Below are 15,291 nucleotides of genomic sequence, written 5' to 3'. Positions count from 1 at the left end.
CACTAGCGGCACTCAGGCCTTGCGGCGGGAGGCCAGGAGGACGGCGCCGCTGGCCAGGAGGCCGGCGCCGACGAGCGCGGCGCCGAGGTCGGCCCCGGTCTTGGCGAGCTGCCTCGAACTCGAAGGAGTCTGGGCCGCGGGCGCCGCGGGCTTGGCCGGGGCGGGACTGGCCGGGGCGGGGTTGCCCGCAGCCGGCGGGTCGGCCGGGTCTCCGCCGGCTGCGGGGGCGGCGGTCTGCGAGGGGGCCTCAGCGGCCTCGGTCGGCTCGGGCAAGCCGCCCCCGTTGTTGTCCTGGTCGCCGTCTCCCTGGCCGCCGTCTCCCTGGCCGCCGTCGCCCTTGTCGACGGTGTAGATCTTGCCGTCCTTGACCAGGATGTTCTCGAACCAGGCGTGCTCGCCGTAGGCGGCGCCGAAGACACCCGCCTTGTACCTCCCGTCGGGCAGATCGGTCGGGGGGGTGAAGCTCTGGGCGACGGCGCCGCCGTCGTCGGCGTTGAAAGTGCCCAGGGCGTGGAAGTCGCCCTCGACCGGGCCCTGCTCGCTCTGGTAGGCGCTCTCCGGCGCGACGCGGAAGGTGACCTCCTCGCCGGGGGCGAAGCCCTTGACGTCGAGCGCAATGGTCTGGGTGCCGTCGGCCTGATTGATCAGCTTGTACTCGCCGCTGAGCTTGGAGGAGTCCAGCTGGAGCGACAGCGAGAGCGTCTTGAGGGTGTTCGTGTTGTAGTCGACGCAGGCGAAGGAGAGGCCGGTCCTCTGCTGGTCCTTCAGCCCGGCGGCGGGGACCGCCTGCGCCAGGTCGATGGTCGCGGTCCACGAGCCGTCCTCCTTGACCTCGCCGGTGCCGGCGGCCGTGGAGTCCTCGTTGCCGATGGCCCAGGTCAGGCTGGTCGGGTGGCCGGCGGGGTCGGTGCAGCCGGTGCCGGAGACGGTCAGGGTCGAGCTCGGGTCGGCGACGCCCGTGTACTTGCCGTCCGTGACAAAACCGTCCTCCTCGGCGGCGAGGGCGGGGGCGGAAACGGCAGTACCGACGACCGCGAGGGTGGCAGTAGCACCGATGGTGGCGACGAAGCGTCCGAGACGCATGAGTCCTCCAGAGGGTGGTCGGGTCGGGTTGTCCATCACGGTGCATCGCACCGATCTGGAATCAACTCTCTCGCACCCGCAATGCGGGCACAAGGCCACAATGTCCACGATGCGAGACAGACGGACGCCTCAGTAGTCACATTGGCAACAGAGACAACAGAAATGTGGGGCAGTTGTGATAATAGTCACCAAATGTTGACTCGCTCCTCGGGGGCGAGCCAGAGGGCGTCGTCGCTGCCCACGCCGAAGGCCTCGTAGAAGGCGTCCACGTTGCGCACGATGCCGTTGCAGCGGAACTCGCCCGGCGAGTGCGGGTCGATGGCGAGCAGCAGCTCGGCGTAGTCGTCGCGGTTCCGGCCCCGCCAGATGCGCGCCCAGGAGAAGAAGAAGCGCTCCAGCGCGCTCAGGGAGTCGATGACGGGGGCGTCCTCGAAGGAGTCGATGCCCGCCTCGGACAGCGCCAGCCGGTAGGCCTTGAGCGCGATCCCCAGGCCCCCCAGGTCCCCGATGTTCTCCCCGATCGTCAGCGCGCCGTTGACGTGCGGGACCTCGGAGGCGTCCTTGCCCGCGGCCTCGGCCCGAGCCACGAGCAGGGCCGGCCGGTAGGCGTCGAACTGGTCGATCAGCGCCCTGGTCCGCGCCGTGAAGGCCTCGCGGTCCGCGGAGGTCCACCAGTCGACGACCTTGCCGGTGCCGTCGAAGGTCGAGCCCTGGTCGTCGAAGCCGTGCCCGATCTCGTGACCGATCACCGCGCCGATGCCGCCGTAGTTGACGGCGTCGTCGGCGGCCGGGTCGAAGAAGGGGGGCTGGAGGATCGCCGCGGGGAAGACGATCTCGTTCATCGTCGGGCTGTAGTAGGCGTTGACCGTCTGCGGCGTCATGTGCCACTCGCCCCGGTCCACGGGGCCGTCCAGCTTGCGCAGGGCGCGGGCCAGCTCGAAGTCCTCGACCGAGCGCACCGAGGCGATGACGTCCCCGGGGGTGACGACGACCGCGGAGTAGTCGCGCCAGGTGTCCGGGTAGCCGATCTTGGGGGTGAACATGGCGAGCTTGTCCAGGGCGCGCTCGCGCGTGGCCCGGCTCATCCACTCCAGGGAGGAGATCGACTCCCGGTAGGCCTCGATGAGGCGGCCCACCAGGGCCTCCATCCGCTCCTTGTGGGCGGGCGGGAAGTGCCTGGCCGCGTACAGCTCCCCCAGGGCCTCGCCCATGGTGCTCTCGACCAGGCCGACGGCGCGCTTCCACCGCGCCCGCAGCTGGTCGACGCCCTGGAGGGTGCGCGAGTAGAAGGCGAAGCTCTCCTCCACGAAGGCCCGCGAGAGCAGGGGCGCGCGGCCGTGGACGACGTGCCACGCCGCCCACGCGCGCAGGTCCTCCAGGTCCGCGTCCCGCCACACCCGCGCCAGGTGGGCCAGGTAGTCGGGCTGCTTGACGATCGTGCGCTCCAGCAGCGCCGTGGAGTCCGCCCCCGCGCCCGCGGCGGCCCGGTTGATCCCGGAGCGCCAGGCCTCCCACTCGAAGGCCGGCGCCGAGCCGGCGAGCTCGGCCCAGGTGCGCGGGTTGTTCATCTTCTCCACGTCGCGGCAGGCGACGCGGTCCCAGTGCCCGGCGGCCAGGGCGGTCTCCACCCCCATGACGCGGGCGGCCAGCCCGGACGCGTCCGCCCCGAGCCGCTGCGGCAGCCCCGCCAGCTCCAGCATGCGCGCGACGTGCGTCGTGTAGGCCTCGCGGATGCTCGCGCGCTCCTCCTGACGGTAGTACGACTCGTCGGGCAGGCCGAGCCCGGACTGTCCCATCCAGGTCGTGTAGTGGTCGGGGTCGTTGAGGTCGACCTCGACGGCGACGGCGACCGGGCCTGAGAAGCCGGCGGCGATCCCCGCTCCCAGGGCGCGGGCCAGGGCCGCCTTGTCGCCCGCCTCCAGGACGGGGGCGAGCTCGACCTCCAGCGGGGAAGCGCCCAGCTCCTCGATGTGCTCCTCGTCGAGGAAGGATGTGTACAGGGAGGCGATCTTGGCCGCGGACCCGGCCTGGGCAGCGGGCTCGGCTGAGCCGGTCGGCCCTGCCGGGGTGGCGGGCGTCGAGTCGGCCCGGGCGACGAGCTCGTCGAGGATGTCCCGGCAGGCCGCCTCCGCCGCGTCGCGCAGGACCAGGAAGGCCCCGGTGCCCGGGCGGTCGGCGGGGATCTGCGCCGTGGCGAGCCAGGCGCCGTTGACGTGGCGGAAGAGGTCGTCCTGCGGGCGGACGGCGGGGTCGACGGCCGCGGTCTCCAGCACGCCGCCGCGCACAGAGCCCTCGGGGGCCTCGGTGCCCTCGGAGCCCTCGGGGGCCTCGGGGGCCGCAGGGATCTCGGAGGGGGCGCGCGTCGCCGGTGCGGAGGAGTGAGAGGAGTCAGTCGTCATGAGCTCACGCTAACGTGGGCGCTACCCGCACATCTGTGCGGTCAGCCCGCTGTCCGCTGCTGTTCGCGTGAGGCACAATCCGGGTATGCGTATTCACATTGGTACCGACCACGCCGGATTCGAGCTCAAGAACCTCCTGAGGGACCACTGGAGGCGGGCCGGTCACGAGGTCGTCGATCACGGCTCCTACGAGTACGACCCCGCTGACGACTACCCCGGCTTCTGCTTCGCCTGCGCCGAGGGAGTCGTCGCCGACCCCGGCAGCCTCGGCGTCGTCCTGGGCGGCTCCGGCAACGGCGAGCAGATCGCCGCCAACAAGGTCGACGGCGTGCGAGCCGCCCTCGTGTGGTCCGTGGAGACCGCGCGCCTGGCCCGCCAGCACAATGACGCCAATGTCGCCGGCTTCGGCGTGCGCCAGCACTCCGCCGAGGAGGCGATGACGATCCTGGACGCCTTTATCGCCGAGTCCTTCTCCGGGGACGCGCGCCACCAGGGACGGATCGACCAGGTGCGCGACTACGAGCGCACCCGCCGCGAGGGGGCCTGAGCCGCGGAGCCGGCGGCCCGGGCCGCTCGGGTAACGTCCGGCTCATGCCAGAAGGACACACCATCCACCGGCTCGCCGGCGCCCTGACGGAGCTCTACGGCGGACGGCGCCTGCGGACGAGCTCCCCGCAGGGGCGCTTCGCCGACGGCGCCGCCCGACTCGACAACCAGGTCCTCCTGGGGGCCGAGGCGCACGGCAAGCACCTCTTCCTGGCCTTCGGGCCGGAGCCCGACATGCCGATGGACGCCGAGGCCGTGACCTGGCTGCGCATCCACCTGGGGCTGTACGGCTCGTGGACCTTCGACGGCGACTCCGCCTTCACCGCGCCGCACGCCATCGGCGCCCCGCGCCGGCGCGTGGGCGAGCGCGGGGAGCACGCGCTGCGCCGCGGGGGCGGCTCGGCGCTCGCGGGCCTGAGCGGCGGCGGGTCCGGCGCGAGCCCCGGCGCCGAGGACGCGCCCGCGCCGGGGCTGTGGAGCCCTCCCGCGCCCCGCGGCGCAGTGCGGCTGCGCCTGCTCGGCGAGCACGGCGTGGCCGACCTGACCGGCCCGGCCGCCTGCGAGCTCCTCGACGCCGAAGGCGCCGCCGCCGTGCACCGGCGCCTGGGCCCCGACCCGCTGCGCGCCGACGCCGACCCTCAGGAGTTCGTCGCGGGCGCGCGTCGGCGCCGCAAGGCGGTCGGAGAGCTGCTCATGGACCAGTCGGTCATCTCGGGGGTGGGCAACATCTTCCGCGCCGAGACGCTGCTGCGCTGCGCGATCAGCCCCTTCCGGGCCGGCAACCGGCTCAGCGAGGCGCGCCTGCGGGCCGTGTGGGACGACCTCGTCCCGCTCATGGAGCACGGCGTCGCCACCGGCTTCATCACCACCGTGGAGGCCGACGACGTCCCCGAGCCGCTGCCCGACGACGACCAGGAGGCCGGACGCTGGTACGTCTACCACCGCACGGGGCGGCCCTGCCTGCGGTGCGGCGCCCCGGTGCGCGAGCGGGAGACGGCCGGACGGCGGCTCTTCTGGTGCCCGACCTGCCAGGCCCGCTGACGTCCCTCCCGCTGCTTCTCGTCCTCCTGCGCTTCCTGCGCCGCCGTCTCTTGTCGGGATCGGTTCGCCTCCGGTGTGGGGTCGGTTGTGCCGGTGCGGCGCGGTGGGGTGCTCTCAGGGTTTTGCCAGGTGTGGTGGGGGTGAGTCTCCAGGGTGGTCGGGTTACATGGTTGCTGCCGCCGGACGGGGCGGGTCATGAGGGTTGGGGAACCCGGTGAGGGGCCTGCTTGCGAGAGCCGCCGGGGTCTAAGGGAGCCCTGGTGGGTCGTTCCGGCGAAGGGGGCTCGACCGGCCGGGAGTGGGAACCCGGCTCGGCGGTCTCGCTGACGAGGGCCCGTGGGCCGGGATGCCACCCCGGCCCACGGGCCGCGGTCGTCCCGGGCGCGCGGGGTCCGCGCCGCCACCGCCGCTCGCACTGCCGCCCCGCGCGAGAGGGAATGACCCAGACCCTGCCCGCCTCGGCGCCCAACCGCTCCACTGCCGCCCCGCGCGGGCGGGAATGACCTTAGAGTGGTGCTCGTGACTGCCGCCGCCCGATCCTGCCTCGTCTCCGGCCACTGGTCCCGCGCGACCGCGGGGCTGCTCACCCGTGACCACCGCCTCGAGGTCCCGCTCGACCGCTCCGGCGCCGGCGACCGTCTGCCGGGCGGCGCCGCCGCCATCACCGTCTACACCCGGGAGATCTGCCTGGCCGAGTCCGCCGCCGTCGACCCGCTGGCCAAGCCGCCGCTGGTCTTCCTTCAGGGAGGACCGGGCTGTGAGGCCCCGCGCCCGTCGGCCGACGCCGGCCTGGGCTGGCTCGGCGCGCTCCTGGAGCACCACCGGGTCCTTCTGGTGGACCAGCGCGGCACGGGCCTGTCCACGCCCATCGACCGTCCCGACGCCGGGGGAGGGCCGGCGGCCACGGCCCGCCTGCTCACGCACGTGCGCGCCGACGAGATCGTCGAGGACTGCGAGGACCTGCGCCGGGGACTGGGCATTGAGCGGTGGAGCCTGCTGGGGCAGTCCTTCGGCGGCTTCTGCGTCACGCGCTACCTGTCCGCCCACCCCGAGTCGGTCGACACCGCCTTCCTCACCGGGGGCCTGCCCGCCGTCGGCCGCAGCATCGACGAGGTCTACGCCCTGACCTACGCGGCCATGAGGAGGCGCAGCGAGGACTTCTACGCCCGCTACCCGGCCGACCGCGATCGCATGGCCGCGCTCATGCGGGCCGCCGGGCGCGGCGAGGTGCGCACCAGCCGCGGCGACGCCGTCGGCCCCGAGCGGCTGCGCGGGCTCGGCTCGATGCTGGGGGCCGGCGGGGGACTGGACCGCCTGCACCACCTCCTGGAGCGCGAGCCGGGCTCCTGGGCCTTTTGCTGCGACCTCGCCGACGCCCTGCCGTTCGGCGGCCGCAACCCGCTGTACGCCGTCGTCCACGAGTCCTGCTGGGCCGACGGCGGCGTCACCGCCTGGGCCGCGGACCGGGCGCGCCCCGCGGACTTCGACGACCCGACCCTGCTGACCGGCGAGCACGTCGGGCGCGCCGTCTTCGAGGAGGACCCCACCCTGCGGCCGTGGCTCGAGGTCGCCGAGGCGCTCGCCGCCCACGAGTGGGGGAGCCTCTACGACGCCGACGCCCTGCGCGCCGCGGACGTCCCCGGGGCCGCGGCCGTCTACGTCCACGACGTCTACGTCCCCATGGAGACCTCACTGGCCACCGCCGCCCTCATGCCGCGGCTGCGGACCTGGGTGACCAGCGAGTACGAGCACGACGGCTCGCGCGCCAGCGGGGGAGCCGTCTTCCGCAGGCTGCGGGACCTCGCCGACGGCGTCGTCGTGCGCTGAGCCCTCCGGGACCCCTCGCGGCCCCCTGCGGGCCCGACCGGCTCAGATGTAGATGGTCGGGTCCATCATGAGCTCGGGGTCGGTGCGCGGGTCGCGCACGCGGGCGGGCACGCCCACGCCCACGTGATCGGCCGGCAGGTTCTTCACCAGGACCGCGTTGGCGCCGATCTTGGCGTTGTCCTGCACCGTCACCGGGCCGAGCACCTTGGCGCCCGCGCCGATCTGCACGTTGTTGCCGATGGTGGGGTGCCGCTTGCCGGGGTTCATCGAGACCCCGCCCAGGGTGACCCCGTGGAACATGAGGACGTCGTCGCCGACCTCGGCGGTCTCCCCGATGACCACGCCCATGCCGTGGTCGATGAAGAACCGGTTGCCGATCCTGGCCGCGGGGTGGATCTCGATCCCGGTGACGTTGCGCGCCGCCTGGGACAGGGCGCGGGCGGCGAACTTGTGGCCCGAGTGCCACAGCCTGTGCGCCGCGCGGTGCGCCCACAGGGCGTGCACGCCGGGGTAGAGCACAGCCACCTCGAGGCTGGAGCGCGCGGCGGGGTCTCGTCTGCGGGCCGTGGCCAGGTCCTCCTTGGCCAGCGTCCACAGCGAACGGTTCGGTTTGTGCATGGTGCTCCTCAGTGTTGGGCTCGGCGCCGGGCGGCACTGCCCGGAAGTCGGTCGAGAGCCGGCGGCCCGGGCGTCGCCGGCGGGGCAACGCCGACGGCGGCGCCCCTGTTCCCGGGGCGCCGCCGTCGGTCGGCCCGCCTCAGGGGGTGGCGGAGGCCGACGGGCGGGGACTCGCGTCGCGCAGCCGGTCGGCCCAGCAGGCTCAGTTGAGGTACTCGGAGTACAGCGGGGTCGACAGGTAGCGCTCACCGGTGTCGGGCAGCACGACGACGATCGTCTTGCCCTCGAGCTCGGGGCGCCGGGCGAGGATGTCCGCGGCGGCCAGGGCCGCGCCCGAGGAGATGCCCACCAGGAGGCCCTCCTCGGCGGCGGCGCGGCGGGCGTAGACGATGGCGTCGTCCGACGGGACGTGCAGCAGCTCGTCCCAGATGCCCTGGTCGAGAACCTCGGGGACGACGTTCGGGCCCAGCCCCTGGATCTTGTGCGGGGCGGCGCGGCCCTCGCCCAGCAGCGGGGACTCCGCGGGCTCCACGCCGAAGATCTTGACGCCGGGGCGCTCCTCGCGCAGGACCTGGCCGACGCCGGTGAGGGTGCCGCCGGTGCCGATGCCGGCCACGAAGGCGTCGAAGTCGCCGGCCTGCTCCAGGAGCTCGCGCGCCGTGGTCTCGCGGTGGACCCGGGGGTTGGCCGGGTTGGTGAACTGGGAGGCCAGGACTGAGTTGGGGGTGGCGGCCTGGATCTCCTCGGCGCGCTTGACCGCGCCGGCGACGCCGCCCTCGGTGGTGAGCACCAGCTCGGCGCCGAAGGCGCGCATAATCGCCCGGCGCTCCTTCGACATGGTCTCCGGCATGGTGATGATGACCTTGTAGCCCAGGGCCGCGCCGACCATGGCCAGGCCGACGCCCGTGTTGCCGCTGGTCGCCTCGATGATCGTGCCGCCCGGCTTGAGGTCGCCGGAGGCCTCGGCGGCGCGCACGATCGACAGGGCGATGCGGTCCTTGACGCTGCCGGCCGGCTCGAAGGCCTCGACCTTGGCCACAACCGTGGCGGGGCCGGAGACGACGCGGTTGATGCGCACCAGCGGGGTGCCGCCGACGGCCTCGGTGATGTTGGACAGGTAAGCCATGGTGCTTCTTTCTCGTGGTGTCCCGCCGGGGCGGGCCCGGCCGTGTGCGAGCGCTGCGGCCGATAAGACTGGTGGACGGGCCGGCGGGCCCGGGGCGCCGGATGGGGCGCGAGGTCGATTGACGGTTCGCGGCCGTCGGTGGAGGAGGGGGACCCGTCAGGCGCGCCGGTCACGCGAAGAGCCTCGCCGGGGTGCCGCCTCATAGCGCCGGGCATGCGCGCAGCGACGCGCGCACAGTGTCGTGGCCAGGCGCCCTATCGACACTGAAGACACTGGGAGCACTGACAGCAGGAGGACATCTCGCGCATGATGCCGTTGGCCATCATGGGGTCCTCCTCTCGTGTCCGGCCGGCCGCCTCAAGGGGCTCGCCGCCTGCGGCGCAGACAGTATCGCGGTGGTGCCCATGGGTGTCAAGGTGTCCGGGCGTCACTGCGCGCGACCCGGGCCGCGCGGGTCACGCGGGCAGCTCGACGACGCGGACCCCGGCGCTGTGGGGCGCGGCGGCCCCCGCCGTCGTCGCGGCCAGGAGCTCGGCGAGGCCGGTGGAGTCGGGGGAGCCGGTGGCCAGGAGGAGGACCGCGTGAGTCGCGCCCCAGACGGTCTCCTCGACGGTGAGGTCGTGCCCCCCGCGCGTGCTGGCCGCGCGCAGCTCCGCCTCGATCCGACCGGCGTCGGCCACCGGGATCCGCACGTCCCACAGGTGGCGGGTCGCCAGGCGGACCCGCCTGGCCGCGGCCAGGGCGCGCGCGGTCGCCTCCGAGTAGGCGCGCACGAGGCCGCCGGTGCCCAGGAGGGTCCCGCCGAAGTACCTGGTGACGACGACGGCGGTCGCGGTCAGGCCCGTGGCCCGCAGCGCCTCGAGCATGGGCCGGCCGGCCGTGCCCGGGGGCTCGCCGTCGTCGTTGGACCGCTCGACCGGCAGGGCGCCCGGGCTGGGGACGGTGTAGGCCGAGCAGTGGTGCCGGGCGTCCGGGTAGCGGCTGCGCACCGCGGCGATGAGGGCCCGCGCCTCCTCCTCGTCGTCCGCGCGCAGGGCGCGGGCCAGGAAGTGGGAGCGCTTGACCTCCAGGTCGATCTCGGGCTGCTCGCCCCGAGCCAGGGTGAGCGGCGAGCCGGACGAGCGGGACGAGTCCGAGGCGCCTGCGGAGGCGCCGTCGGCCGCGGGCGTGGTGGCGGGCATGAGGACATCCTGACATGCGGGGCGGACGGGGCGCGCAGGGCGCCGCGTGAGGCGCCCGTGGCCGATGAGGGCGGCCGGGACTGATCTCACACGTCTGCCGGGTCGCCCGGGCTGGAACAGGCTCGGGCGATGCCGTTATTGTGTCCTCTGGCCCAGTTTTGGACGGATCCGATGATCCCAGACTTTTGAGAGGAGCGGGCTCATGGCAGTGCCGAAGCGGAAGATGTCCCGCAGCAACACCCGCAACCGCCGCTCGCAGTGGAAGGCCAAGCTGCCCGAGCTCAACACCATCCGCGTCGCGGGGCGCGAGATCTCCGTGCCCCGCCGGCTGGTGAGGGCCTACAAGAGCGGGCTCCTGGAGTACTGAGGTTACCGGGGTCCTTTAACCGGGCCGACGCGGTCAGCCGTCGTCGGCCTGTTCATGCGGGTGTAGCTCAATGGTAGAGCCTCTGCCTTCCAAGCAGATTGCGCGGGTTCGATTCCCGTCACCCGCTCGTTGATCGAGCCGGGCCGCCTCCGGCTTCCGGCGGCCCGGCTCGTTTCTCACGGGGTGTGGCGCAGTTTGGTAGCGCGCCTGCTTTGGGTGCAGGAGATCGTGGGTTCAAATCCCGCCACCCCGACCGTGCCTGACGGGCTGACTGGCCGAAACACTGGGCATGGAAGGTCATCTCCTCCCGGCAGGTCAGGCCGTACTGGAGTCCGCCCTTCTGGGACACATATCCCAAACAGGAACGCCCTTCGGGTGATCCCCATGCGACGTCACCGGAGTCGGCGGACAAGAGACCCGCTAAAATCCTGACGAGAGTGGTCTTCCCGGCGCCATTTGGTCCGAACAGGCCCACCATCTCGCCGGGGTAGAGATCCAAGGAAACCCCTCGTAGTGCCGGGACCTCGTACCCGCCATGGACGACGTACTTCTTCGTGAGCTGTGCGATCGACAGTGCAGGTCTTGGTAGAACGCGCTCTGGGATGGCCGATGGCATGTCAGATGTCCAGGACTTCGAAGGGGGGAATGGCGAGGGCTGATTCGACGCGTTCAGCCAAGGCGCCATCGACCTGGCCCAAGTGCTCAATGTCGGGGTACACGACCATCGTCTTGTCGCCCGCGACCCAGAAGTCACGATCCCACGTCTCGGGGTGGGACCACAGGTTCTCCTGGCCTGCGGCCCAGTCGGGCAGCTTCCGCTGGATCTTGGTGGCGACAGCCAGCTGGTTCTTGGCGGTCTGGTAGACGGTGTCGATGCGGGTCCCCTCGGGGGCTGGTTGACTGACGCGGACCAGGCGTCGCCCCATGAAGGTGACCCTGTGGTCTACGCCGTCAGTGCGCAGCGCGAGTTCGATCTCCTCGTAGCCCGCGCCCGCTCGTTGGTGCTTCTTCACGTAGTCGCGGAGCGCCTCCGCGACAGCCGCCGACAGCCCACCAGCGATCTCGCTAGCTTCGGTGAACAGGCTCACGTCGTCTTCCGCGACATACACGTTTCTACTGGGCATGGTCATAACTATATGCATATTTATGACGCCCGTCAAGCCCACCCACATACCTGACTCGTGCCACTTTAGTGCCCTGGGAGCTGGACGGCTGTGATGATGTCGGCGGCTTCGGCGGTGATCTGGGGTTGGGCGGTGATGGTGTGCCCGGCGATGGTGACCTCCACGCTCTGCAGCGGCTGGAGCGCGTGGATGATGCGCTTGATGGACATGCCGGTGGTGTCCTGCAGGTGGCGGGCGACGGCCAGGCCGACCAAACACTCGACACTCAAACCCACGTCCTGAGAGACCTCGGACGTGGGTTTTTGGGTTGAAAACGGCTTGTTCTGGACTGTTTTTGGTGGTTTGGGGTCATGAGGTCGGCTCGGTGGCTGCGTGGCGGGGCTGGTGCATGCGACCTCGTGACCCCATGCAGCCCGGCAGTCCAGGGCTCCCGGCACTTCCAACGCAGGTGGGACGCGCTGGGCCCGCACTGGAAGCGCGCCGAGCACCGGCGCGCCGCAGGCGCGGTGATGAAGCTCGTCCGTATGCGGACATGCGGACGACTTCGTCATTCTCGTGCACGGGCTGCGCGGCGATGCCCGGGCACTGCGGCTGCGAGGCCGCAGGTGCTCTTCCCCACGGGGCTGCGCCCGCCGGCAGGAGAAGACCCGTCCGACCCGCATCGATGAGGGGTGGGAGACTTCCTCGGATGGCGCGTCCGGCGCCGTAAGAAGAACGGGGACCGGCGGCAGAACCCGGGTCCACACTCACCCATCGAGGAAGTCGCTGTCCTCGATCAAGGACAAGATCCGGACACTGAACCGCAGAACACGGCACCGCGCAATCAGCAGACCTGCTCAAGCAGGTCAACCCCGCGATCAGCCAATGGTGCGCCCTGCTTCCACCACGGGGCGTCCAAGCGCACGTTCTCCTACGTCGCCCACTTCGTCTTCCGGCGGATCGTGGCTGGGCGAGCACGCCCCACCCAGGGCGAACAAACGCACCGTCGTACGCCGGTTCCTCCCCGGCCGGCGATCCGCGACGACGGGATCGGGCCCTTCCGAGCCAGACGTGCCCCCGTGATCCGCTACCGCTGCCGAGGGACCCGCCTCCCCAGCCCCTGAGGGCCGAGCACAACAGCATGAACCGGACGGAGAGCCGGACGCTCAGGAACGGGCACGCCAGGCTCGGAGGACGGCCGGCGGAGACCCACCCCACCCAACAGGCAGAGCACCGCCGACCGACCCTGCGCCTGCACCCGCACCCGGGAAGGGGCCCGACCTGTCTGGCCACCGTCCCCGGGCTGCTCCACATCCAGGAAGGTCGCGGGTTATGCTATGGCGGACAACATGCGCACATCCCTGATCCGCGAGGCAATCGACATGGCAGCCCGCAACCGCCCCCACACGACAGAGAAGACGATCCATCCCGCCCCCGGGCCACGGCGCCCCAGCACACCTCCACCCAGTCCCGCCGACCACCTGGCGAACCACAGCATCCGCACTCCAGGAGGGAAGAACCGCGATGTGCCGAGCGGGCACCCGGGCCGAGTCGTGGGCGCCCGCCCTCAAGGAACGAGAACGAGTAGGGCGCACGCCGATGCTCCACCACCGCAAGAGGCAAGGCCATCAACGACGCCGCCCCCAGGATCGAGCCCGGCACACGATCAGAAACGATCCCACTTCGCCCTGGGGCGCAAAACGCCCGACGAGGTCGAGGAGGAGTACCACCGCACAAGACAAGCAGCCTGACAACCAGGCTTTCAGACCTGTCCGCGAAACACCACGCAGTTCATTCGTATATCTGCACAACCAGGAAGCACCGAGGAGCCCTGTATGTCTCGTTCACTCCACCTGCTCAGCTGTCTATCCCGTCTCTGCTCCCGCCCACTGCGGTGTCATCGAGCTCTCCGCATCAAACTTCTGAGCAGTATCATGGTGTTGCTGGTCGCGTTGTATGTGGGCCCTGCTGCGTATTCGGCGGAGCTTCCCGGTGGTGAGTACGTGGCGCTGGGGGACTCCTACGCCTCGGGTTTCGGGGTCTCCCCGTATGAGTCGGGCACCGACGTCGACGGCGGCAACGAATGCAAGCGCTCCACCGCCGCCTACCCCCAGCTGGTGGGCCAGAGAATCGGCCGCACCCCGGCCTTCCACGCCTGCTCCGGGGCCCGCACGGGTGACCTCTACCAGGCCAAGACCGCCTGGGACGAACCCGCCCAGCTCGATGCCCTCAGCCAGTCCACTGGCGTGGTGACCCTGTCCATCGGCGGCAACGACGCCGGTTTCGCCCAGGTACTCGGCGACTGCATCGGCGGTTGGAGGATCCTGCCCTTTATCACCTGCAGCGGGGACAAGCAGATAACTGATCGGGTTGATTCCGCCATCGACGCCCTGGGCGGCACCGGCGAGCAGGACGGCATCCACAGCTACGAGCAGATCATGGGCGATATCGCCTCGCGCGCCTCCAACGCGACAGTGGTGGCCGTGGGCTACCCGAGCTTCTACTCCTCCCAAGGAAGGGTTGGCGGGATCATCCCCGGACGCTGCGAGGGCGTCAAGAAAGTCGACCAGCGCTGGATCACAGCCAAGACCAACGAGCTCAACACCGCCCTCAAGGCCGCCGCCCTGCGCCACGGCTATACCTTCGCCGACCCCGCCGGCTCCTTCGCCGGGCACGAGCTGTGCGGCCCAAGCGGCTCCTGGTTCTACGGGCTGTTCTCCGATGGCCGTTTCCACCCCACGGCCGACGGGCAGACAGCCCTGGCCGGCACCGTCGTCGACGCCCTGGGAACAGGGGCGGCCCAGGGGGCGTTCGCGCTCCCGGTCATGGCCGCCGCCGCTACCGCCCAAGCCGACAATGCCCGACCCGAGGCCGACCCGGTCATTACTCGCGACGGCGACCAGCTCACCCTGGACGCCTCCGCCTCCACCGACTCCGACGGGGCCGTGGTCGGCGTCGACTGGTACATCGAGCGTGCCGATGGCACTGAGGAGGTGCTGAGCGGGACTCGGGCCAGCGTGACGATCCCCGCCGATGAGGCGGTCTCCGTCACCTCCGTCGTCACCGATGACCAGGGCAAGGAGGATTTCGCCACCACAGTCTTCCCCGCCTCCTAGACCAGGATCCGCCCCTCGGCGCCGCGACGCTGGCCTGGCCCGCCGCCGACGTCCTGGGCGTGCACCGCACCTACACGGGCAGCGTCGAGCGCAGCGAACGCAACCTTACCCTGCAAACCCTGGAACGCATCGCCGAGGAGCTCGACGTGAATGCGCGGGAACTACCGGCGCCGGGGGAGTAGGTCCTCCCTCGGCCAGGCTGGGTGATGCGCTGGGCGGCGGCGAAGCGTGAGGTGCCCTTGCTGATCTCCACGGTCCGGTACTGCCCAGCCCAGTCGTAGAACCGGGCGCACAGCTGGTGACGGAGGGGGCGCAGGAGACTCGGGTCCCAGTGGGTGGGGTGGAGCGTATAGAGCAGCCTGGCGGTGGCCAGCGCTGCCTCGTCCTCCTCTCGCGCTGCGCTAAGCTCAGTCGCACGGCGATGGCCGGGGTGACCAGGAGGGAGATGGGTCCCGTCGGTGGTCACGCGGCAAGCCCGAGGAACGCTCCTGCGATGATCCCACCGATAGGTGCGACCCATGCGGCGGGGATCTGGAAGGTCGGCATGGACGTCGACCTGGGCTTCTCGGCCCTCATCCCGGTGAGATCCGTGAGGTCGTACATGGCGGCCAGCAGTCATGAGGCGGCCACCGCGCTTCTTGTTCCGTCCCCATTTTGCGACCGCTGCGATGATGGCCACAAGGCCTATGCAGGCGAGGATCTTGAAGAGTCCGTCGACTCCGGTGATCGACTCTATAAATCCCAGAAAGTTGTTCCATAGGGTGATGAGGTCGGGTTGAAACATGATGGGGGCTCCTCCCGCTGCGCACTGGGCTGGTCTTTGTGCACATGCGGATCGCGTCCTGTGGGGCTTTGAGAGTGCGTACGGAGCGGACGACTCGGGG

Annotated in this window: 13 protein-coding genes, 2 tRNA genes and 1 pseudogene; 8 read left to right on the top strand and 8 right to left on the bottom strand. The window is 71.3% G+C overall.

Going from position 1 to position 15,291, the window contains the following annotated elements:
• Positions 1-12: 12 nt before the first annotated feature.
• Both AIF0345_RS11135 and AIF0345_RS11130 read right to left on the bottom strand, forming a co-directional pair.
• Positions 13-1,083: a hypothetical protein gene (locus AIF0345_RS11135; protein ID WP_285296187.1), complete on the bottom strand. Its 1,071-nt coding sequence runs from the start codon at positions 1,081-1,083 to the stop codon at positions 13-15.
• Positions 1,084-1,268: 185 nt separating this feature from the next.
• Positions 1,269-3,482, bottom strand: a complete 2,214-nt coding sequence (locus tag AIF0345_RS11130) for a M13 family metallopeptidase (RefSeq protein ID WP_285296186.1) — start codon at positions 3,480-3,482, stop codon at positions 1,269-1,271.
• Positions 3,483-3,567: 85 nt separating this feature from the next.
• Between AIF0345_RS11130 and AIF0345_RS11125 the strand changes: the two genes are divergently transcribed.
• From AIF0345_RS11125 to AIF0345_RS11115, 3 genes are all read left to right on the top strand, one after another.
• Positions 3,568-4,029, top strand: coding sequence for a ribose-5-phosphate isomerase (locus AIF0345_RS11125; RefSeq protein ID WP_043562198.1), 462 nt, complete (start codon positions 3,568-3,570; stop codon positions 4,027-4,029).
• Between the two features lie 44 nt (positions 4,030-4,073).
• Positions 4,074-5,069, top strand: coding sequence for an Fpg/Nei family DNA glycosylase (locus tag AIF0345_RS11120; RefSeq protein ID WP_285296185.1), 996 nt, complete (start codon positions 4,074-4,076; stop codon positions 5,067-5,069).
• A gap of 510 nt (positions 5,070-5,579) precedes the next feature.
• Complete coding sequence (locus AIF0345_RS11115) at positions 5,580-6,896, top strand: alpha/beta fold hydrolase (RefSeq protein ID WP_404975927.1); 1,317 nt, start codon at positions 5,580-5,582, stop codon at positions 6,894-6,896.
• 42 nt (positions 6,897-6,938) lie between these two features.
• Here AIF0345_RS11115 and cysE read toward each other — a convergent pair whose 3' ends face one another.
• The 3 genes from cysE to AIF0345_RS11100 all read right to left on the bottom strand — a co-directional run bounded on the left by cysE (position 6,939) and on the right by AIF0345_RS11100 (position 9,821).
• On the bottom strand, positions 6,939-7,514 hold the full coding sequence (cysE, locus tag AIF0345_RS11110) for a serine O-acetyltransferase (protein ID WP_043564251.1): 576 nt from the start codon (positions 7,512-7,514) through the stop codon (positions 6,939-6,941).
• A gap of 202 nt (positions 7,515-7,716) precedes the next feature.
• Positions 7,717-8,640: a cysteine synthase A gene (gene cysK, locus AIF0345_RS11105; protein ID WP_043564260.1), complete on the bottom strand. Its 924-nt coding sequence runs from the start codon at positions 8,638-8,640 to the stop codon at positions 7,717-7,719.
• A gap of 455 nt (positions 8,641-9,095) precedes the next feature.
• Positions 9,096-9,821 (bottom strand): IMPACT family protein, encoded by a 726-nt coding sequence (locus AIF0345_RS11100; RefSeq protein WP_043564253.1) that lies wholly within the window; start codon positions 9,819-9,821, stop codon positions 9,096-9,098.
• A 202-nt stretch (positions 9,822-10,023) separates the two neighbouring features.
• Here AIF0345_RS11100 and rpmF point away from each other — a divergent pair, with 202 nt between their 5' ends.
• The 3 genes from rpmF to AIF0345_RS11085 all read left to right on the top strand — a co-directional run bounded on the left by rpmF (position 10,024) and on the right by AIF0345_RS11085 (position 10,441).
• On the top strand, positions 10,024-10,188 hold the full coding sequence (gene rpmF / locus AIF0345_RS11095; RefSeq protein ID WP_043564254.1) for a 50S ribosomal protein L32: 165 nt from the start codon (positions 10,024-10,026) through the stop codon (positions 10,186-10,188).
• A 56-nt stretch (positions 10,189-10,244) separates the two neighbouring features.
• A tRNA-Gly gene (locus tag AIF0345_RS11090) sits at positions 10,245-10,315 on the top strand.
• A 52-nt stretch (positions 10,316-10,367) separates the two neighbouring features.
• Positions 10,368-10,441 (top strand) — tRNA-Pro (locus tag AIF0345_RS11085).
• A gap of 30 nt (positions 10,442-10,471) precedes the next feature.
• Here AIF0345_RS11085 and AIF0345_RS16710 read toward each other — a convergent pair.
• The 3 genes and pseudogenes from AIF0345_RS16710 to AIF0345_RS11075 form a co-directional block, all read right to left on the bottom strand.
• Positions 10,472-10,804, bottom strand: a pseudogene (locus tag AIF0345_RS16710) (ATP-binding cassette domain-containing protein); the annotation flags it as partial.
• Position 10,805: 1 nt separating this feature from the next.
• Positions 10,806-11,312, bottom strand: coding sequence for an EXLDI protein (locus tag AIF0345_RS11080; RefSeq protein ID WP_229118607.1), 507 nt, complete (start codon positions 11,310-11,312; stop codon positions 10,806-10,808).
• Positions 11,313-11,377: 65 nt separating this feature from the next.
• Positions 11,378-11,581, bottom strand: coding sequence for a hypothetical protein (locus tag AIF0345_RS11075; RefSeq protein ID WP_285296183.1), 204 nt, complete (start codon positions 11,579-11,581; stop codon positions 11,378-11,380).
• Positions 11,582-13,225: 1,644 nt separating this feature from the next.
• Here AIF0345_RS11075 and AIF0345_RS11070 point away from each other — a divergent pair.
• Positions 13,226-14,407, top strand: coding sequence for an SGNH/GDSL hydrolase family protein (locus tag AIF0345_RS11070; RefSeq protein WP_285296182.1), 1,182 nt, complete (start codon positions 13,226-13,228; stop codon positions 14,405-14,407).
• 29 nt (positions 14,408-14,436) lie between these two features.
• Entirely contained in the window at positions 14,437-14,589 is a 153-nt protein-coding gene (locus tag AIF0345_RS11065) for a helix-turn-helix domain-containing protein (RefSeq protein ID WP_311136113.1), read from the top strand.
• The last annotated feature ends 702 nt before the right edge of the window (positions 14,590-15,291 follow it).

It is taken from the genome of Actinomyces israelii, assembly GCF_030253495.1.
Classification (GTDB): domain Bacteria; phylum Actinomycetota; class Actinomycetes; order Actinomycetales; family Actinomycetaceae; genus Actinomyces; species Actinomyces israelii.
Note: the sequence above shows the minus strand (reverse complement) of the source record. Positions and strands in the feature narration are given on the sequence as shown.